Origin of the sequence: Rhizobium sp. Root1204 (assembly GCF_001424965.1) — a bacterium.
Lineage (GTDB): Bacteria > Pseudomonadota > Alphaproteobacteria > Rhizobiales > Rhizobiaceae > Pararhizobium.
In genome coordinates this window covers 134,278-152,903 of sequence record NZ_LMCZ01000044.1, presented here as the reverse complement: position 1 = coordinate 152,903, position 18,626 = coordinate 134,278, and the positions used below count along the sequence as shown (strand labels likewise).

At 60.7% G+C, this 18,626-nt stretch carries 20 protein-coding genes; 14 read left to right on the top strand and 6 right to left on the bottom strand.

Features of this window, described 5'->3' with window-relative positions; translation table 11 throughout:
• Positions 1-21: 21 nt before the first annotated feature.
• The 4 genes from ASC96_RS31115 to ASC96_RS33130 all read right to left on the bottom strand — a co-directional run bounded on the left by ASC96_RS31115 (position 22) and on the right by ASC96_RS33130 (position 2,863).
• Positions 22-522: a tripartite tricarboxylate transporter TctB family protein gene (locus ASC96_RS31115; RefSeq protein WP_060506929.1), complete on the bottom strand. Its 501-nt coding sequence runs from the start codon at positions 520-522 to the stop codon at positions 22-24.
• A gap of 61 nt (positions 523-583) precedes the next feature.
• Positions 584-1,573, bottom strand: a complete 990-nt coding sequence (locus tag ASC96_RS31110; protein ID WP_060506928.1) for a tripartite tricarboxylate transporter substrate binding protein — start codon at positions 1,571-1,573, stop codon at positions 584-586.
• A 69-nt stretch (positions 1,574-1,642) separates the two neighbouring features.
• On the bottom strand, positions 1,643-2,677 hold the full coding sequence (locus ASC96_RS31105; RefSeq protein WP_060507040.1) for a 4-hydroxythreonine-4-phosphate dehydrogenase PdxA: 1,035 nt from the start codon (positions 2,675-2,677) through the stop codon (positions 1,643-1,645).
• A gap of 45 nt (positions 2,678-2,722) precedes the next feature.
• Positions 2,723-2,863 carry a hypothetical protein gene (locus ASC96_RS33130; RefSeq protein ID WP_156393825.1) on the bottom strand — a complete coding sequence of 47 codons (141 nt, stop codon included), beginning with the start codon at positions 2,861-2,863 and terminating at the stop codon, positions 2,723-2,725.
• Between ASC96_RS33130 and ASC96_RS31100 the strand changes: the two genes are divergently transcribed.
• Positions 2,862-3,548, top strand: coding sequence for a GntR family transcriptional regulator (locus ASC96_RS31100; protein ID WP_060506927.1), 687 nt, complete (start codon positions 2,862-2,864; stop codon positions 3,546-3,548). The two genes, ASC96_RS33130 and ASC96_RS31100, sit on opposite strands and share 2 nt — an antisense overlap.
• A 44-nt stretch (positions 3,549-3,592) precedes the next feature.
• On the opposite strand, the gene ASC96_RS31095 is transcribed toward ASC96_RS31100, so the two are convergent.
• Positions 3,593-4,603, bottom strand: coding sequence for an AraC family transcriptional regulator (locus ASC96_RS31095; RefSeq protein ID WP_060506926.1), 1,011 nt, complete (start codon positions 4,601-4,603; stop codon positions 3,593-3,595).
• 195 nt (positions 4,604-4,798) lie between these two features.
• Here ASC96_RS31095 and ASC96_RS31090 point away from each other — a divergent pair, with 195 nt between their 5' ends.
• The 10 genes from ASC96_RS31090 (at position 4,799) to ASC96_RS31045 (ending at position 15,731) form a co-directional block, all read left to right on the top strand.
• Complete coding sequence (locus ASC96_RS31090) at positions 4,799-5,566, top strand: 3-hydroxyacyl-CoA dehydrogenase (RefSeq protein WP_060506925.1); 768 nt, start codon at positions 4,799-4,801, stop codon at positions 5,564-5,566.
• A 19-nt stretch (positions 5,567-5,585) separates the two neighbouring features.
• Positions 5,586-6,773: an acetyl-CoA C-acyltransferase gene (locus ASC96_RS31085; RefSeq protein WP_060507038.1), complete on the top strand. Its 1,188-nt coding sequence runs from the start codon at positions 5,586-5,588 to the stop codon at positions 6,771-6,773.
• A gap of 23 nt (positions 6,774-6,796) precedes the next feature.
• Positions 6,797-7,924: an acyl-CoA dehydrogenase family protein gene (locus ASC96_RS31080; RefSeq protein ID WP_060506924.1), complete on the top strand. Its 1,128-nt coding sequence runs from the start codon at positions 6,797-6,799 to the stop codon at positions 7,922-7,924.
• A gap of 65 nt (positions 7,925-7,989) precedes the next feature.
• Positions 7,990-9,222 carry a thiamine pyrophosphate-dependent enzyme gene (locus ASC96_RS31075; protein ID WP_060506923.1) on the top strand — a complete coding sequence of 411 codons (1,233 nt, stop codon included), beginning with the start codon at positions 7,990-7,992 and terminating at the stop codon, positions 9,220-9,222.
• A gap of 1 nt (position 9,223) precedes the next feature.
• Positions 9,224-10,237: an alpha-ketoacid dehydrogenase subunit beta gene (locus ASC96_RS31070; RefSeq protein WP_060506922.1), complete on the top strand. Its 1,014-nt coding sequence runs from the start codon at positions 9,224-9,226 to the stop codon at positions 10,235-10,237.
• 2 nt (positions 10,238-10,239) lie between these two features.
• A complete protein-coding gene (locus ASC96_RS31065) occupies positions 10,240-11,556 on the top strand; it encodes a dihydrolipoamide acetyltransferase family protein (RefSeq protein WP_060506921.1) in 1,317 nt (438 codons plus the stop codon).
• Between the two features lie 4 nt (positions 11,557-11,560).
• A complete protein-coding gene (gene lpdA / locus ASC96_RS31060; RefSeq protein WP_060506920.1) occupies positions 11,561-12,952 on the top strand; it encodes a dihydrolipoyl dehydrogenase in 1,392 nt (463 codons plus the stop codon).
• Positions 12,936-14,039 carry an enoyl-CoA hydratase/isomerase family protein gene (locus tag ASC96_RS31055; RefSeq protein WP_060506919.1) on the top strand — a complete coding sequence of 368 codons (1,104 nt, stop codon included), beginning with the start codon at positions 12,936-12,938 and terminating at the stop codon, positions 14,037-14,039. The genes lpdA and ASC96_RS31055 overlap by 17 nt, the downstream gene beginning before the upstream one ends.
• Positions 14,036-14,926 carry a 3-hydroxyisobutyrate dehydrogenase gene (mmsB, locus tag ASC96_RS31050; protein WP_060506918.1) on the top strand — a complete coding sequence of 297 codons (891 nt, stop codon included), beginning with the start codon at positions 14,036-14,038 and terminating at the stop codon, positions 14,924-14,926. The genes ASC96_RS31055 and mmsB overlap by 4 nt, the downstream gene beginning before the upstream one ends.
• A gap of 34 nt (positions 14,927-14,960) precedes the next feature.
• Entirely contained in the window at positions 14,961-15,731 is a 771-nt protein-coding gene (locus tag ASC96_RS31045; RefSeq protein WP_060506917.1) for an enoyl-CoA hydratase, read from the top strand.
• 236 nt (positions 15,732-15,967) lie between these two features.
• On the opposite strand, the gene ASC96_RS31040 is transcribed toward ASC96_RS31045, so the two are convergent.
• A complete protein-coding gene (locus ASC96_RS31040; RefSeq protein WP_060507036.1) occupies positions 15,968-16,174 on the bottom strand; it encodes a hypothetical protein in 207 nt (68 codons plus the stop codon).
• 149 nt (positions 16,175-16,323) lie between these two features.
• Between ASC96_RS31040 and ASC96_RS31035 the strand changes: the two genes are divergently transcribed.
• The 3 genes from ASC96_RS31035 (at position 16,324) to ASC96_RS31025 (ending at position 18,528) form a co-directional block, all read left to right on the top strand.
• Positions 16,324-16,608 (top strand): acylphosphatase, encoded by a 285-nt coding sequence (locus ASC96_RS31035; RefSeq protein ID WP_060506916.1) that lies wholly within the window; start codon positions 16,324-16,326, stop codon positions 16,606-16,608.
• A 231-nt stretch (positions 16,609-16,839) separates the two neighbouring features.
• Positions 16,840-17,091, top strand: a complete 252-nt coding sequence (locus ASC96_RS31030) for a helix-turn-helix transcriptional regulator (protein ID WP_060506915.1) — start codon at positions 16,840-16,842, stop codon at positions 17,089-17,091.
• A 351-nt stretch (positions 17,092-17,442) separates the two neighbouring features.
• Complete coding sequence (locus ASC96_RS31025; protein ID WP_156397742.1) at positions 17,443-18,528, top strand: ABC transporter ATP-binding protein; 1,086 nt, start codon at positions 17,443-17,445, stop codon at positions 18,526-18,528.
• The last annotated feature ends 98 nt before the right edge of the window (positions 18,529-18,626 follow it).

Genomic DNA, 18,626 nt, shown 5'->3' with positions numbered 1-18,626 from the left:
AAAGACAACAAGGCGGCAGGATCAATAGATCCCGAACCACGCCTCGACCGGGCCTTTCAGGAGCGGAACCTTGAAGCCGATTTCGAAGATGACGAAGAAGAGAAGCGAGACTGCGATGCCCGATGGCAGGCCGATCCACCACTTGTAGCGGCCCTGGAAAGTCATGGCGCCGGCGATATAGAGCGCCGTTCCGACATAGAGACCGAGAAAGGTGGAGACTGCTGCGAAGGCAACAAGCGGCAACAGAAACGACAAGACGACCTTGAATCGCGAAGCTTCAAAGAAGATTTCGCCGCTGCTGCGGTGCTTGAACAGAGCGGCGACCAGATTGGCGGCGCTACCGAACATGATCAGAAGGCCGATATAGAAGGGGAAATAGCCTGCATCCGGCCCCATGTCGGTCCAGCCCGTGCCGGCTTCGACCGACCCGTAGCAGACTGCGGCACCGAAGGCGCCAGTCAAGAGGGCGACGCCGATTTCCATCGCGAAACGGGACAATCCCTTGGCGCTGTTCTCGCTCATCGTTCAAACCTTTCCGGTGGGTGCGGACGCCCTGAAGCGTCCGCAGGGAACCTTAATGGGTTCAGTTGGCGAGCCAACCTTCGCGCTTCAGCACTTCCGTCACCGAAGCCTCGTTGCCCTTGATGAAATCGGCAAGCTGCGTGCCGCTCATATAGTCGGCCGACTGCGAGGTATCAGCAAGATACTTGGCCCATTCCGGTGTCTCAGACACCTTCTTCAGGACACCGGCGTAAAAATCAACAACGTCCTGTTCGACGCCAGCCGGCAACCAGACGGTACGCGGCATGGAGTAGTTGTCGATCGCGATGCCGCTTTCCTTGCAGGTCGGGATATCCCCCCAGCCCTGTTCGCCGGCAACCTTGCCGTCGCTCTTCAGCTTTTCCGACTTGAACACGCAGACCGGCTTGACCATGCCTGCCTGCCACTGGCCGAGGTTTTCGCTCGGGTTGTTGACGTTGGCGGCAATGTGTTCGCCAGCCAGTTGGACGGCCGCTTCGCCGCCGCTCTTGAATGGGATATAGCCGAGCTTGGCACCGCTTGCATCGTTGATCATCGAGGTGAGGATCTGGTCGACGTCCTTCGACTGGCTTCCACCAACTTTGTAATCGCCGGCTTCCTTGGCCTTGGCGACGAAATCGGCGGCCGTCTTGATGTCAGACTTGCCGTTGACCCAGAGCACGAATTCATCGGAGGCGAGTGCGGCCACCGGCGTCAGGTCTTCCGACTTGTAGGGAACCTTGGCACGAACCGGCAGCAGGTAGGCATTGTTGGTGCCGAAAGCGAGCTTGTAGGCGTCGCCCTTGTAGCCCGCCGCATAGACGAAGCCTTCAGCACCACCGGCGCTGCCCTTGTTGGTGACGACGACTGGCGCCTTCATCAACTCGTACTTGGAGATGATCGACTGGATCGTGCGCGCGAAGATATCCGTGCCGCCGCCGGGGCCGGCGGTAACGACGAACTCGACCGGGCGGTTCGGCTCGAAAGCCATTGCCGGTGCGGCAACGCCGAATGCGGCAACCATGATGCATGCGATTGAGACTGATGTTTTCATCTAAAACTCCTCCGTTGAATGAACGGCGTGGACCTCCTCCACGCCGGTAGAAACCAAAACAGGTCGAATTCAGGCAGCAGCGGCCTGGGCCGCACTTCTTTTCGCCATGCGCGCCGCCAGAAGAATGGCCTCACGGCTTGCGCCAACATCGGCAATACCCTTGCCGGCGATGTCGTATGCAGTGCCGTGAGCGGGCGTGCACAGAGCGAATGGCAGTCCGCCCATCATCGTCACGCCCTTGTCGAAGCCCATCATCTTCATCGCGATCTGACCCTGGTCGTGATACATGGTCAAAACCGCCTGGAAACCTTCCTTCAGCGCCCGCAGGAAGACGGTGTCGGCCGGGAAGGGGCCTTCGACATCCCATCCGCGTTGGCGGGCAAACTGCACAGCCGGCTCGATGATGTCGATTTCTTCCATGCCGAAGCTGCCGCCGTCGCCGGCGTGCGGGTTGAGGCCTGCGACCGCAATGCGCGGATTGTCATAACCAGCTGCCTTCAGGCACCCCCGCGTCAGCTCGATTTCAGCAAGGATGCCGTCGACCGACAGGTTGGCCGAAACTTCGGACAACGGAATGTGCGAGGTGACGCGCGCATTCCAGACCTTCTCCAGAACATTGAATTCGCGCACCTTGCCGGTGAAGCCGATGACATCGGCGACGAAACGGATTTCATCGTCATAGCCCGGATAAGCAAAGCGCATCGCCTTCTTGTTGAAGGGGGTGAAGCAGACGGCCTGTGCACGGCCCTTGTCAGCCAGCTGCAGCGCAGTGCGGAAGTTGGTGGTGGCGAATGTGCCGCCGGCAAGCGTTGCCTCGCCGCGATCGACATCGGCCGGATCGAGATGGGCAAGATCGATGAATACGTGCTTGTCAGTGCCGGCGCCCTCGAAATTCTCCAGCGATGCGGAAGCGAGATCGAGCGCGAGCCCGGCGCATTCGGCACCTTCATCGAGAATACGGCGATCGCCGATCACAACCAGATGTGCCGCTTCGCGAATATCGTCCATCGACAGGAGCTTGGCGGTCAGTTCTGGGCTGATGCCTGCCGGATCGCCCATGGCGAGCGCAATAACAGGACGCGCATCGTTGGCGCTCAGGGTCATGATGAAAGTCCTCCGCTTCATGCTGTTGCAGCCGTCATACGGCATTCATAATTCTGCATCAAGTCTTTTGTATTCTGTATGCAGCATTTTTTGTTGACGTTGGATCAGGCAATCTTCATGTTCGCAATGCGCTAAAAAACGATTCAGAAACACAACGCGCCAGAGCGGAACGGGCACGAAAGACATGGACGAGATCTCCTCACTGCAACGCCGTGCTGATGGCAGCGCCGGTCCGATCCGGCGCACGGCCCTGCACGACACGCTGGTCAACCACCTGCGCGACATGATCATTGAGGGGGACCTTGAGCCGGGCACGCGTCTGCATGAAGGCCAGCTGGGAGAACAGCTCGGGGTGTCCCGCACGCCGTTGCGCGAGGCAATCAAATATCTGGCCAGCGAGGGTCTGGTCGAACTGGTGCCGAGCCGGGGCGCGGTGGTCAAACGCTTCAGCCCGAAAGACGTCCATGACATGCTGACGGTGCTGCGAACGCTCGAAGAACTCGCAGGCCGTCTCGCCTGTGAAGCCGCAACCGATGCGGAAATCGCCGAGGTGCGGGCGCTGCACGACGAGATGATCGACCGCTACAAGGCCGCTGACCGTCTGCAATATTACAAGCTCAACCAGGACATCCACACCGCGATCGTCCGGCTGGCGCAGAACAGCTCGCTGATCGATATTCATGCCATCCTGCAGACCCGGCTGAAGCGCATCCGCTTCATCGGCCATGAAGGTCCTGAAAAATGGGCTGCCGCCGTTTCCGAACACGAGGAAATGATCTCGGCGCTGGAAGCCCGCGACAAGACCCGCCTGTCCGAAGTCCTCGGCCGGCACTTGTTCAATGCGTGGGACAGGGTGCGGGCATCACTCTGATCCGCCCGGATTCTCCTCATCAAATCCCGACAGCACGTGCGAATCTATTTGACTGCTGATGCAGCTGCCTGCCGCCGGAAGGCCGCGGGGCTCTTCGTGGTCCATTTGCGGAAAGCGCGGTGGAACGCGCTTGGTTCGGAGTAACCGAGCTGCGCGGCGATGTCTCCAACGCTTGCGTCACTGCTTTGCAGCATCTCGACGGCGCGGTCGCGGCGGATTTCGTCCTTGATACCGGCATAACTTTGGCCTTCGGCCTGCAGCCGATGGCGCAATGTCGAAGGCGACATGTGCATCTGCGCGGCGAGGTCGTCAAACCCGGACCACGCCGCTGGCGCCTGTTGGCGAAGCCGCTTGCGAACGGCGGCCGCCAGCCCCGCATCATACCGGTAACGCACGAGAATGTTGGCAGGCGCTCCCCGAAGAAACTGTTTCAGGGCCTGTTCGGTCCGCACGATCGGCAGCTTCAAGACTGCACGATCGAAGGCCAGGCGGCTGACGGGCTGTGAAAACTGTACGGGCGCGCCGAAGAAAAGGCGGTAATCGGCGCCCTCCAGCGGTTCGGCGCAGCGAAAGTCCACCCGGCGAATCGGGATGCGGCGGCCGACCAGCCAGCAGGTGATGCCGTGTAGCAGTATCCAGTAGGTCCGATAGGCAAAGGCCGACCTGGCCTCTCCCTTGTCCGTCAGTACGATCTCGGCGAGCCCATCGCGGATCACCAGTTCGCCGCTTGGATCTTCCAGTACCACGCCGAGAAAACGAAGCGCCCGGCGAAGGGCCTGATCAAGCGTCTTGGCATGCAGCACGCAATGACAGAGAAGCGTAAAGCTGCCGCGCCGCATCGGCCGCTCGCCCATCCCGAAGAATTCATCATCCACTTCCGCTGCAACCGCCAGCCACAGAGCACCGTAACTTTCGGCAGAAATCGGTTTTTCGACCACGAGCGGTAAACCCAGTGAAGCCAAAAGCGGCGCCGTCGGCTTTCCGGCCCGGCGCAGGCAGTCAAGCGCCTCCTCGACAAACGAGGGCGAAATCATCCGCCGGTCCGCGTCCATCATCGATTTTCCTCCCATATGGCAAAACCGGCCGAAAAATGAGGCGCAGTTCTGTCATCACTTGCAATATCGCGCGAGCGTAGAGTCCGGCAAGATGCTATGATCAAAATCAGGCATGATGGACGGAACGCGGCGGGGAGGCTGCATGACGGATCAGGGGCTGACTGTTGCGCGCCTTCACATGAGAAAGGCAGCGCTATGAATATTTCCGGCAAGGTTTTTGTGGTCACCGGCGGTGGTTCCGGTCTTGGCGCGGCTGTCGCGCGCATGCTGGCTGAGGCTGGCGCCCGCATCGTTATCGCCGACATCAACCAGGACGCAGGTGCGCAGACCGCTGCAAGTCTCGGGGCAAGCGCCCGGTTTGTCCGCACCGATGTCACCAGCGAGCCGGACGCTCAGGCCGCCATCAACACTGCGCTTGAAACATTCGGCCATCTCCATGGCCTGGTGAATTGTGCCGGCGTTGCTCCGGGTGAAAAAGTTCTCGGCCGCGACGGCCCGCATCGTCTTGAGAGTTTTGCGCAGGCGATCGGTATCAATCTGGTCGGCACATTCAACATGATCCGGCTTGCCGCTGCCGCCATCCAGACACAGGAACCGGACAGCGAAGGCGAGCGCGGCGTCATCGTCAATACAGCCTCCGTTGCCGCGTTCGACGGCCAGATCGGTCAGGCTGCCTATTCCGCCTCCAAGGGCGGCGTCGTCGGCATGACCCTGCCGATTGCGCGCGAACTCGCCCGCTACGGCATCCGCGTCGTCACCATCGCGCCTGGCATTTTCGAGACGCCGATGATGGCCGGCATGCCGCCCGAGACGCAGGAAGCGCTTGGAAAGAGCGTACCGTTTCCGCCACGTCTTGGCCGTCCGGCTGAATTTGCTGCTTTGGTGCGCCACATCTGTGAGAACACCATGCTGAATGGCGAGGTCATCCGTCTGGATGGCGCGCTGCGCATGGGCCCGCGCTGAGCGGCTTGGGAGGTTTGAAATGACAGCACATGATCCCATCGTCATTGTCGGCGCCGCCCGTACCGCCATGGGCGGATTTCAGGGTGATCTGCAGGGCGCCACCGCGCCGGACCTCGGGGCTGCGGCCATTCGCGCCGCATTGGAGCGTAGCGGCCTGGCATCGGAGCTGGTGGATGAAGTCGTGTTCGGCTGTGTGCTTCCGGCCGGGCAGGGGCAAGCACCAGCCCGTCAGGCGGCCATCGGCGCGGGTCTTCCATTTGCAACCGGCGCCAGCACCGTCAACAAGATGTGCGGCTCTGGCATGAAAGCGGCGATGCTGGCGCATGATCTTATCCTGGCCGGCAGCGCCAACATTGCTATCGCCGGCGGCATGGAAAGCATGAGCAATGCGCCCTATCTGCTGGATCGGGCCCGCGGCGGTTACCGGCTCGGTCATGGCCGCGTCATCGACCACATGTTCCTCGACGGGCTGGAGGATGCCTATGACAAGGGACGGCTGATGGGCACGTTTGCCGAAGATTGTGCCGAGGCCTATCAATTCACGCGGCCAGCCCAGGACGACTTTGCCGTGACCTCGCTCACACGGGCCAAAAAGGCCATCGAGGATGGATCGTTCGATAGCGAGATCACGCCGGTCACCCTGAAGACTGGAAAGACGGAACAGGTCGTCAGCCGCGATGAGCAACCGGGCAAGGCGAAACTTGAAAAAATTCCGACGCTGAAGCCTGCCTTCCGCGAAAATGGCACGGTGACGGCGGCCAATGCCAGCTCGATTTCCGATGGCGCTGCAGCACTGGTGCTGATGCGCCGCTCCGAAGCGGAGCGTAGGGGCTTGACGCCTCTTGCCACCATCACCGGCCATTCCACCCATGCGCAGGCACCCAATCTGTTTGCCACCGCACCGATCGGCGCGCTGAAGAAGCTCAGCGAGCGCACCGGATGGGCCTTGAAGGATGTCGATCTGTTCGAGATCAATGAGGCCTTCGCCGTGGTCGCGATGGCTGCGATGCGCGATCTCGATCTGCCGCATGACAAGGTCAATGTGCATGGCGGCGCTTGCGCGCTCGGCCATCCCATCGGCGCATCCGGCGCCCGCGTCATCGTCACATTGCTGGCGGCTCTTGAGCGCTACGATCTGAAGTGCGGCATGGCCTCGCTCTGCATCGGCGGCGGCGAGGCGACGGCGATCGCGGTCGAGCGGCATTGAGCGGGACGGGGAGGAGAGAACACATGATCCTGTCTGAACAACAGATCCAGATTCGCGACGTGGCCCGCGATTTTGCCTGCGAGCGGCTGGCACCGGGTGCCGCAGAGCGCGACGTGTCGCATGCTTTTCCAAAGGCTGAGCTGAAGGAGATGGGCGAACTCGGCTTCCTCGGCATGCTGGTGCCGGAAGCCTATGGCGGCTCGGAAACCGGAACCGTGGCCTATGCGGTCGCGCTCGAGGAAATTGCGGCCGGTGATGGTCCTTGCTCGACGATCATGAGCGTGCACAGTTCGGTGGGTTGTGTGCCGATCCTGAAATTCGGCACAGAAGAGCAGAAGCAGCGTTTCCTGCCGAAACTTGCTTCCGGTGAATGGATCGGCGGCTTTGCTCTGACGGAACCACAGGCAGGGTCCGACGCCTCCAACCTGCGCACCCGCGCCCGCCGCGATGGCGACGACTATGTGCTCGACGGCGCCAAGCAGTTCATCACATCCGGCAAGAACGGCAATGTCATCATCGTCTTCGCCGTTACCGATCCGGATGCCGGCAAGAAAGGCATCACGGCCTTCATCGTGCCGACAGACACGCCCGGTTATGAGGTCGTTCGCGTCGAACACAAGCTCGGCCTGCATTCTTCGGACACCTGCCAGATTGCCTTCAGCAACATGCGTATCCCCGCCGAATTGCGGCTGGGCGCGGAAGGTGAGGGGTACAAGATCGCGCTCGCCAATCTCGAAGGTGGCCGCATCGGCATCGCCTCGCAATCGGTCGGCATGGCGCGTGCGGCCTTCGAGGCCGCCCGCGACTATGCCCGCGAGCGCATCGCCTTCGGCAAGCCGATCATCGAGCATCAGGCCGTGGCTTTCCGCCTTTCCGACATGGCGACGCAGATTGCCGCAGCCCGGCAGATGGTGCTGCATGCGGCCGAGTTGAAGGAAGCCGGGGAGCCCTGCCTGACGGAGGCGTCGATGGCAAAACTGTTTGCCTCGGAAATGGCCGAAAAAGTCTGCTCGGATGCGATCCAGATCCATGGCGGCTACGGTTACATGTCGGATTACCCGGTCGAGCGTATCTACCGCGATGTCCGCATCTGCCAGATCTATGAAGGAACAAGCGACGTGCAACGCATCGTCATTGCACGTAGTCTATAAAACAATGCGCCCGCTTCCGGGAGGAGACTGGAAGGTAAGGGCAAAAATGGGAGGAAGAGCACGGCATGACCGAGTTCCCACAGTTGAGTCTGCATGTTCCTGAACCGGCCGTCCGGCCCGGTGGCATGCCGGATTTTTCCAATGTTGATATTGCCAAGGCCGGCTCAGTGCCGCGCCCTGCAGTCGATGCCGCATCCGAAGATATCCGCGATCTCGCCTATTCGATCATTCGCGTGCTGAACCGCGAGGGCGAAGCGGTCGGCCCCTGGGCTGGGTTACTGTCGGATGAGGAATTGCTGACCGGCCTCAGGCACATGATGAAGCTGAGGGCCTTCGATGCGCGGATGCTGATGGCACAACGCCAAGGCAAGACCTCCTTCTACATGCAGCATCTGGGTGAGGAAGCCGTCAGCTGTGCTTTCCGCAAGGCTCTGCGCAAAGGCGACATGAACTTCCCGACCTATCGTCAGGCGGGTCTGCTGATTGCCGACGATTATCCGATGGTCGAGATGATGAACCAGATCTTCTCCAACGAGAAGGATCCGTTGCGCGGGCGCCAACTGCCGATCATGTATTCCTCCAAGGAGCACGGTTTCTTCACCATTTCCGGCAATCTCGCCACACAATATGTCCAGGCGGTCGGATGGGCGATGGCGTCTGCCATCAAGAACGACACCAAGATCGCGGCTGCCTGGATCGGCGATGGCTCGACGGCGGAATCGGATTTCCATTCGGCGCTGGTCTTCGCCTCGACCTACAAGGCGCCTGTTATCCTCAATATCGTCAACAACCAGTGGGCCATTTCCACTTTTCAGGGCATCGCCCGCGGCGGCTCCGGCACGTTTGCAGCGCGTGGCCTCGGCTTCGGTATTCCGGCGCTGCGTGTCGATGGAAACGATTATCTTGCCGTCTATGCCGTGTCCCTTTGGGCCGCGGAGCGCGCCCGGCGTAATCTCGGCCCCACTCTGATCGAATATGTCACCTACCGAGTCGGCGCGCATTCCACCTCCGACGATCCGAGCGCATACCGCCCGAAAACAGAATCCGAGGCGTGGCCGCTCGGCGATCCCGTCCTCAGGCTGAAGAAACACCTGATCATGCGCGGTGTCTGGTCCGACGAGCGGCATGTGCAGGCAGAGGCCGAAATCCTCGACGAGGTCATTCAGGCGCAGAAGGAAGCCGAAACCCACGGTACCCTGCATGCGGGTGGAAAACCGTCTGTGCGCGATATCTTCGAAGGCGTCTATGCCGAGATGCCGCCCCATATTCGCCGCCAGCGGCAGAAGGCAGGATACTGACATGGCCAGAATGACGATGATCGAGGCCGTGCGCAGCGCCATGGACGTCTCGATGGAAAGTGATGACGATGTGGTGGTGTTTGGCGAGGATGTCGGCTATTTCGGTGGCGTCTTCCGGTGCACCCAGGGGCTTCAGGCGAAATACGGCAAGACCCGCTGCTTCGACGCGCCTATCAGCGAAAGCGGCATCGTCGGCACCGCGATCGGCATGGCCGCCTATGGCCTCAAACCCTGCGTCGAAATCCAGTTCGCCGATTACATGTACCCGGCCTACGACCAGATCACCCAGGAAGCCGCCCGTATCCGTTACCGCTCGAACGGCGACTTCACCTGCCCGATCGTTTTGCGCATGCCGACGGGCGGTGGTATCTTTGGCGGACAGACGCACAGCCAGAGCCCGGAGGCGCTGTTTACCCACGTCTGCGGCTTGAAAGTCGTTGTGCCTTCCAACCCATACGACGCCAAGGGCCTGCTGATCGCCTCGATCGAAGACCCCGACCCGGTGATGTTCCTTGAACCGAAGCGCCTCTACAACGGTCCTTTCGACGGTCATCACGACAGGCCGGTCACACCATGGTCCAAACACGAACTCGGCGAGGTGCCGGAGGGACATTACAGCATCCCGATCGGCAAGGCCGAAATACGCAGGCAGGGTTCTGCGGTCACCGTGATCGCCTATGGCACAATGGTGCATGTGGCGCTGGCGGCCGTCGAGGAAATGGGCATCGATGCCGAAGTGATCGACCTTCGCAGCCTGTTGCCGCTTGATCTCGATACGATCGTGCAATCGGTCACCAAGACCGGCCGCTGCGTCGTCGTCCATGAGGCGACGCTGACATCGGGCTACGGCGCCGAACTCACAGCCCTCGTGCAGGAACATTGCTTCTACCATCTGGAAGCCCCGGTCGTGCGCGTCACGGGCTGGGACACGCCCTATCCGCATGCGCAGGAATGGGATTATTTCCCCGGACCCGGCCGCGTCGGGCGCGCGCTTGCCGAAGTGATGGAGGCATAATCATGGGTGAATTCATCATCAAGATGCCGGATGTCGGCGAAGGCGTGGCGGAGGCTGAGCTTGTCGAATGGCATTGCGAGGTTGGCGATCCCATCCGCGAGGACATGATCCTGGCCGCCGTCATGACCGACAAGGCGACGGTCGAAATCCCGTCGCCGGTTACCGGTACTGTTCTCTGGCTGGGTGCCGAGATCGGCGATACCGTTGCCGTCAAGGCGCCGCTGGTCCGCATTCAGGTCGCGGGCGAGGGCGGCGAGTTGGAAGCCGTTCCGATGGCGGAAACGGTGCCGATCGCCCCGTCTTCTCCCCAGCGGGGAGACGGTGCCCGAAGGGCGGATGAGGGGGCCTCTTCGCCCTCAATTCGCCAGCCAGCCCCCTCATCCGGCCCTGCGCGCCACCTTCTCCCCGCTGGTGAGAAGGCAAGCCGCACTGTCCCCGATACGCTAGCCAAACCGCTGGCTTCGCCCGCCGTGCGTCTGCGGGCACAGGACTGCGGCATCGACCTCAGGCAGGTGATCGGCACTGGTCCGGCCGGACGCATCACCCACGACGACCTCGACCAATTCCTTGCCCGTGGTGCGCAACCGCAACCAGCACCGACCGGTCTTGCCAAAAAGACCGCCGTCGAGGAGATCAAGGTCACCGGCCTGCGCCGCCGTATTTCCGAAAAGATGGTGCTGGCGACGTCGCGCATTCCCCATATCACTTATGTTGAGGAAATCGACGTCACCGATCTGGAAGATTTGCGGGCGACGATGAACGCCACCCGCAAGCCCGACCAGACGAAGTTGACGATCCTGCCCTTCCTGATGCGCGCGATGGTGAAGACCATTGACGAGCAGCCCGTTGTCAACGCCACCTTCGACGACGACGCGGGCATCATCAGCCGTCACGCCGCTGTCCATATCGGTATCGCCACGCAGACACCGGCGGGCCTGACCGTTCCCGTGGTGCGCCATACGGAAGCGCGCGGTATCTGGGACTGCGCAGCCGAAGTAGTGCGGTTGGCCGAAGCCGCCCGTACAGGCTCGGCGCTGCGTGAAGAACTCTCCGGCTCGACCATCACCATTACTTCGCTCGGCGCCATGGGAGGCATCGCCACCACGCCGATCATCAACCACCCGGAGGTGGCGATCGTCGGTGTCAACAAGATCATGACCCGGCCGGTCTGGGACGGCAGCCAGTTCATCCCGCGCAAGATGATGAACCTGTCGTCCAGCTTCGACCACCGTGTGGTGGACGGCTGGGATGCGGCGACCTTCGTCCAGCGGATCAAGGCGTTGCTCGAAACTCCCGCGCTGATTTTCATTGAAAGCTGAGCCCATGAAAGAGATCGTCTGCAAACTTCTCGTCATCGGCGCCGGTCCGGGGGGCTATATTTGCGCCATCCGGGCCGGGCAGCTCGGAGTCGATACCGTCATCGTCGAAGCCGTCAAGGCCGGTGGCACCTGTCTCAATATTGGCTGCATCCCCTCCAAGGCGCTGATCCATGCGGCCGAGGAATTCGAAAAAGTCAGCCACATGGCGAGCGCCAAAAGCCCGCTCGGAATTTCCGTCGAGGCGCCCAAACTCGATCTTGCCAAGACCATCGCCTGGAAGGACGGCATCGTTGGACGCCTGAACAGTGGCGTGCTGGGGCTCCTGCGCAAGGCCCGGGTCAAGATCGTCCACGGCCGGGCAAAATTCCGTGACGGCAAGACCGTCGAGGTCGAGACGGAAACGGGCGTGCAGGTCATCCGCGCCGAAACGATCGTCATCGCCACTGGTTCGGAGCCGGTGGAACTGCCATTCCTGCCCTTCGGCGGGCCGGTCATTTCTTCGACGGAAGCGCTGTCCCTGAAAACCGTGCCGCAAAAGCTGGTAGTGGTCGGTGGCGGCTATATCGGCCTTGAGCTGGGCACCGCCTTCGCCAAAATAGGGTCCAAAGTCACCGTCGTTGAAGCGACATCACAAATCCTGCCGCAATATGATGCCGAACTGGTGAAGCCCGTGGCCAAGCGGTTGGCCGATCTCGGCATCCGTGTTCTGACAGGCGCCAAGGCTAAGGGGCTTTCCGGCAGTGCGCTGCTGATCGAGACCGCCGAAGGCGCGGAAGAGCAGCTTGCCGCCGACAAGATCCTCGTCACCGTCGGCCGCAAGCCCAGGACGGAAGGCTGGGGGCTGGATGAACTCGACCTTGATCGCACCGGAAAATTCCTGCGCATCGACGACCGCTGCCGCACCTCGATGCGTGGTGTCCATGCGATCGGCGATATCACCGGCGAGCCGATGCTGGCCCACCGCGCCATGGCGCAGGGCGAGATGGTTGCCGAAATCGTCGCCGGGAAAAAGCGCATATGGGACAAACGCTGCATTCCAGCCGTTTGCTTCACCGACCCGGAAATCGTCACTGCCGGTCTCTCACCGGATGAGGCGCGGGCGCAGGGCTACGAAATCCGCGTCGGCCAATTCCCGTTTAATGCTAATGGCCGCGCCATGACCATGCTCTCGGAAGAAGGCTTCGTTCGCATCGTCGCTCGCGCCGACAGCAACCTCGTCCTCGGTATTCAGGCTGTCGGCTCTGGCGTTTCCGAACTGTCGAGCGCGTTTGCGCTGGCGATTGAAATGGGTGCCCGCCTGGAAGATATCGCCGCGACGATCCACGCCCACCCGACCCGCAGCGAAGGCTTCCAGGAAGCCGCCTTGAAAGCGCTTGGCCATGCCCTCCATATCTGAAACTCGTGCGACAGAAGCCGAAACGCTGATCGAGCGTCATGGTGCGCTCGGGCGCATCCGGCTCAATCGTCCAAAGGCGCTCAACAGCCTGACGCTGCAGATGGTGCGTGACATGGAGGCAGCGCTCGACGGTTTCGAACGTGCTTCTGACGTCGCTGCGGTGCTTGTCACGGGCGAGGGGGAGCGGGGCCTGTGCGCCGGCGGTGATATCCGCGCGATCTATGACGGCGGCAAAGCCGGATCGAACGCGCCAACGACATTCTGGCGGGAGGAGTACAAGCTCAACGCGCGTATCGGTCATTATCCCAAGCCTTATATCGTCGTCATGGACGGCATTGTCATGGGCGGCGGTGTCGGCATCTCCGTTTATGGCAGCCATCGGATCGTCACCGAACGGACCCGGTTTGCCATGCCGGAAACCGGCATCGGGTTTTTTCCGGATGTGGGTGGATCATGGTTCCTGACGCGTCAGGCCGGCGAACTCGGCACCTATGTCGGCTTGACCGGCGAACCGCTGGGGGCTGCCGACGCGATCCTCGCAGGCCTTGCTGATATTTTTATCCGCTCCGAGCGGCTTCCAGAGTTGATCGAGGCTTTGGCATCATTGCCTGCTGACAGCCCGCACGAAGCCGTTTCAGCCACCATCGCAGGCTTTTCGGAGACACTGCCAGCCGGCGTTCTGGAACCGCAACAACAGACCATCGATAGCCTCTTTGCGTTTGACACCATCGAAGGCATTCTGGAGGCGCTGCGCCGGGACAACAGTCCTTTTGCTGAAAGGATTTCATCCGTTCTCTCGACAAAATCGCCGCTCAGTCTCAATGTCACGTTGCGGTTGTTGCGGCTTGGCAAACATGCCGAACGTCTGGAAGATTGCCTCGAACGGGAATTTGCAGCGACGGCAGCGGTTTTGACCAGCCACGATTTTTACGAGGGCGTCCGTGCCGCCGTGATCGACAAGGACCGCAATCCGCAATGGCGGCCAGCGCGGCTTGCGAATGTCACCGCAACCGACGTCGATGCCTATTTCCAGCCATCCGCCCATCCGCTCTTTGCGGCGAAGATCAAGGAAGGATCACGAACATGACGATCGGTTTTATCGGCCTCGGTCATATGGGCGGCCCGATGGCTGCCAATCTCGTCAAGGCACGCCATGTGGTCAGGGGATTCGACCTCGCGCAGCCTCTAATGGACGAAGCGCGTAGTAAGGGCATCACCGCCTGCGCGTCGCTTGCCGAAGCGGTCGCTGGGGCCGATACCGTCATCACCATGCTTCCTGCCGGCAAACACGTCCTGTCGGTCTGGCAGGAACTGCTGACCTTGGTGCCATCCGGCACACTTTTGATCGATTGCTCGACCATCGACATCGACAGCGCCCGTGGGGCGCATGACATGGCGGCCGCAAAAGGCTGCCCCTCGCTCGATGCGCCCGTATCCGGCGGAACCGGTGGCGCCACGGCGGGCACGCTGACCTTCATGATCGGCGGCGAACGGGATGTTTTCGCGAAGTCCCAGCCAATATTCGAAGCGATGGGCAAAAAGATTATCCATTGCGGTGGCATGGCTGCGGGGCAGGCCGCGAAGATCTGCAACAACATGATCCTCGGCATCAGCATGATTGCGGTCGGCGAAGCTTTCGTGCTTGGCGAAAAACTCGGCCTCTCGCATCAGGCGCTGTTTGATGTCGCCTCGGTATCGTCAGGCCAATGCTGGTCACTGACCACCTATTGCCCAGTTCCTGGACCTGTCCCTACATCGCCTGCCAACAACGATTATAAGCCTGGCTTTGCCGGTGCCCTGATGCTGAAGGACCTGAAGCTTTCTCAGGCGGCGGCGCAATCTGCCGGCGCAGTCACGCCGCTTGGCGCCAAGGCGGCAGAGCTTTACGCGCTGTTCAACGAGCTTGGCAATGACGGCAAGGATTTCTCCGGCATCATCAACATGTTACGGCAACAATCCGGCGACACTGCCTGACCAAGCCCGAAACGTCCGCAAGAGGATCACGCCCATGGAAAAACCGATCATCATTGAGCAGCAAGACCGGGTCGTGATCGTCACGCTGAACCGGCCTGCCGCCCGCAACGCGCTCAATTCCGAGATCATGAACGCGCTGGCGAGCGACCTCGCACCGCTTGACCGCGATCCCGGTGTCGGCTGCTTTGTGCTGAAGGGTTCCGACAAGGCCTTTGCGGCCGGCGCCGATATCAAGGAGATGGCGGACAAGTCGTTCCCCGACATGTTCGGTGAGGATTTCTTTGCCGCCTGGGACAAGTTCGCGTCGTTCCGCACGCCAAAGATTGCCGCGGTTTCCGGTTATGCACTCGGTGGCGGTTGTGAGCTGGCAATGATGTGCGACATGATCTTCGCCGCCGACACGGCGATGTTCGGCCAGCCGGAAATCAAGCTGGGCGTCATCCCCGGCATGGGTGGCTCGCAGCGGTTGACGAAGCTGGTCGGCAAGGCGAAGGCCATGGACATGGTCCTCACCGGCCGGATGATGGATGCGACCGAGGCCGAACGCTGCGGCCTCGTCGCACGCGTGCTCCCGGCGGAAAAACTGCTGGAGGAAACGCTGAAGGCCGCTCAAACGATTGCGGGATACGGCAAGGCCGCCACGATGGCGGCGCGAGAAGCCGTCGACCGCGCGCTCGAAGGCGGCTTGCGCGAAGGCATCCTGTTCGAACGCCGCATTTTTCACGCGCTGTTCGCCACACAGGACCAGAAGGAAGGCATGGCGGCTTTCATTGAAAAACGGCCAGCGCAATTCCAGGGGAAGTAGAAGGCGATATGGACAAAGCCAGCCTACTGAGCGTCAAAAACAACCGAATGCCGTGTGCGCCCTCGGTTCGGCCCATCCGCGTAGCGATCTTGGAAACTGAGGTTTGGTAATTCCAATCTCCTAAATCCGCTTTGAATGGCAAACTTCTTCAAAGCTCACAGCAAGCTCAGCCCCGGAGAGCCGTGCAATATCGAAACCGGTCCGGCGAGCAATGATGCCCGCCGCACCTGTTTCTGCTACTCGGCCATCAAACCGTCGAAAACCTCCAGCATTGCCTCCGCGATGGCCTTGCCGAGTGCGGCGCCATTTTCCTGCAGGGCTTCCTCGTTCATGTCGCGGGCAGCCAGTGCTAGCGCCGCACCTTCAGCCATGACGATCTCTTGCGCGCGCTGAATTGCCCAAAGCGCAAAATCGCTTCTGCCATTGATTTCCACGGTTTCCATATCGATTTCCATTCCTGCCATCGTGCCGGGAGCCTAGCGTTTCAGCCTGACCCATCTTCCCATAGCAGGGGAGAGCAGCGTTGGGAAAGACGCTTGTAATCTTCGATGTCCGCTCCAGATTGTTGTGACTGGAATTGATGGAGGCGGTCATGACGGAGGAAGCAAAAGCGGTATTGGTCCGCATAACCGGGCATGTTCAGGGTGTCGGCTTCCGGTTCTGGACGCGGGGGCAGGCGCAAAGGCTCGGTCTGTCGGGTTGGGTCCGCAACGAAACCGATGGCACCGTGGCGGCCTTGATCTGCGGTCCAGCCGCAGCCGTTGCCGCCATGCTGGAGCGCTGCTGGACCGGCCCTTCCGGTGCATCCGTTACCGATGTCCGGTCGGAGATGACGTCGCTTGACGAGGAACCGGTAGGGTTTCGCATCACGAAATAATCGGCCAAAACGGCGCGAGGAAAATCCGTCAAGCCATTGTTTTTATGTAAATTTACAGAAATTTATCCGATTTGCTTTCAAAGCCGTTGGGCCGAGTCATCTAGCAGGTGCAGCAATATTTACTTGTCGATGGCGCAATGCAGCAATAAAAGGAAGTCGTATTTTTGCGGTCAGTCATAAACGGGGAACCATACACGCAGACCTTCAATTCATGAACAACAGGAGACTTCCATGTCCATTGCAGTCAACAACTTCGACACCCTTGGCCTCGGCGCAATTGCCGGCGGAACAGTTGCCTCACGCGTCAAAGCCTATCGCGAATCCGCCGGGTACAGCGTTGAGGATCTCGCCGTGACCTGCGGGCTGGCGAATTCCGAGATTACAGCGATTGAAGATGGCAACGATGCCGATCCGGCCAAGTTGAGAAGAATTGCCGCCGCACTCCAGGTCTCCCTATCTGCCTTGTTGGAAACCGAAGTCTAAACCGGTTGCGCTCTCCGCCGCCTTGCGGTTAGCCTGCGGCCGGATGTGCTTTTGAAACCGTTCCGGGTGTGTTGCGCTTCAGCAACCGCCTCCCCCGGTGCGGCCGAGCAGAAACCCGAAACTCCGTCACTACTCCGAATATGCATCGACCGGTTGCTTGCCGCCAAGCGCCGGAGGGGCGTCAGCCATTCATCTGCAGACGCCGGCATCGCAGGCTTGTTCTCCCCACGGTCCCTGCCTCGGGCGGCCGTGATTTAACCGTGTTGGTCAGCGGGCTGATTGTCTTTTCCAGAAAATATACTGATAACGGGCTCAAACGCTGAGTCGTCCTGCCGCCTGTCGGATGGTTCTTTGCCGCGTAAAGAGGAACTGGATAGGATTTTGACGCCGAACGCCAAGGACCGGACGCTTGAGCTCCACAATGTAAGCCGCAGTTTCGGCGCAACAGTCGCGCTTGACGACGTGTCGCTGACAATTGCGTCCGGTGAAATCATCTGCCTCGTCGGTCAATCCGGCTGCGGAAAATCGACATTGCTGCGTATGATCGCTGGGGTGGACACTGTTGATGGCGGCCGTATCCTGCTCAACGATCAGGAGATTTCTGGTCCGGCACATTTCGTCGAACCGGAAGACCGCAAGATTGGTTTCGTGTTCCAGGACTATGCACTCTTTCCGCATCTGACGGTCGAACAGAATATCCAGTTCGGCCTGAAGCGCCGCTCGAAACAGGAGGCTGCTGCCAGAACGGCCGATGTTATCGCGCATATTGGCATCGCGCATCTGAAGGGGCGATATCCGCATATGCTGTCGGGTGGAGAGCAGCAGCGTGTAGCGCTTGCCCGCGCTCTGGCTCCGCAGCCGGACACCCTGCTGATGGATGAACCGTTTTCCAACCTTGACCGGGGGTTGAGGGAAAAGGTCCGCGATGAAACGCTGTCGCTTCTGAGAGGCCTTGGAACCACGGTCATTATGGTCACGCATGACCCTGAAGAAGCGCTCTCGGCGGGCGACCGGGTTGTGTTGATGAAGGCTGGCAAGATCGTTCAGGCCGGATCGGGTTACGACCTGCATGATCGGCCGGTTTCTCCTTATGCCGCCGAGTTCTTCTGCGCTTTCAATCGGATTTCCGGCGTTTATCGTAACGGACATGTTGAAACCGCGATTGGCCGGTTTGCGCAGGTGCTTGACGCACGCGACGGGACGCCGTCGATGCTCTATATCCGCCCGCAGGGAATTACGGTCTCGCGCGGTCCGGGAGATTTTTCCGGGGAAGTGAAAAATCGGATGTTCCTTGGCGAGGTCGAACAGCTTGCCATTGCCGTCAAGGGGCTGGAACAGCCGTTGCAAGTCCGCACAATGCATCGCTTGCCGTCCGGAATAGAGACGGTCGGCCTGACCGTTCTGCCAGACAGCTGGCTGGTTTTCCCCGCAGCGTAGAGGCGGGTGCTTTATCGGCATGCCTGTTTACGGTAAATTTGCCTGCGTAAACTTGACTGCTTTCATCAATTAATGCTCGACAGCTGGCATTGTTCACC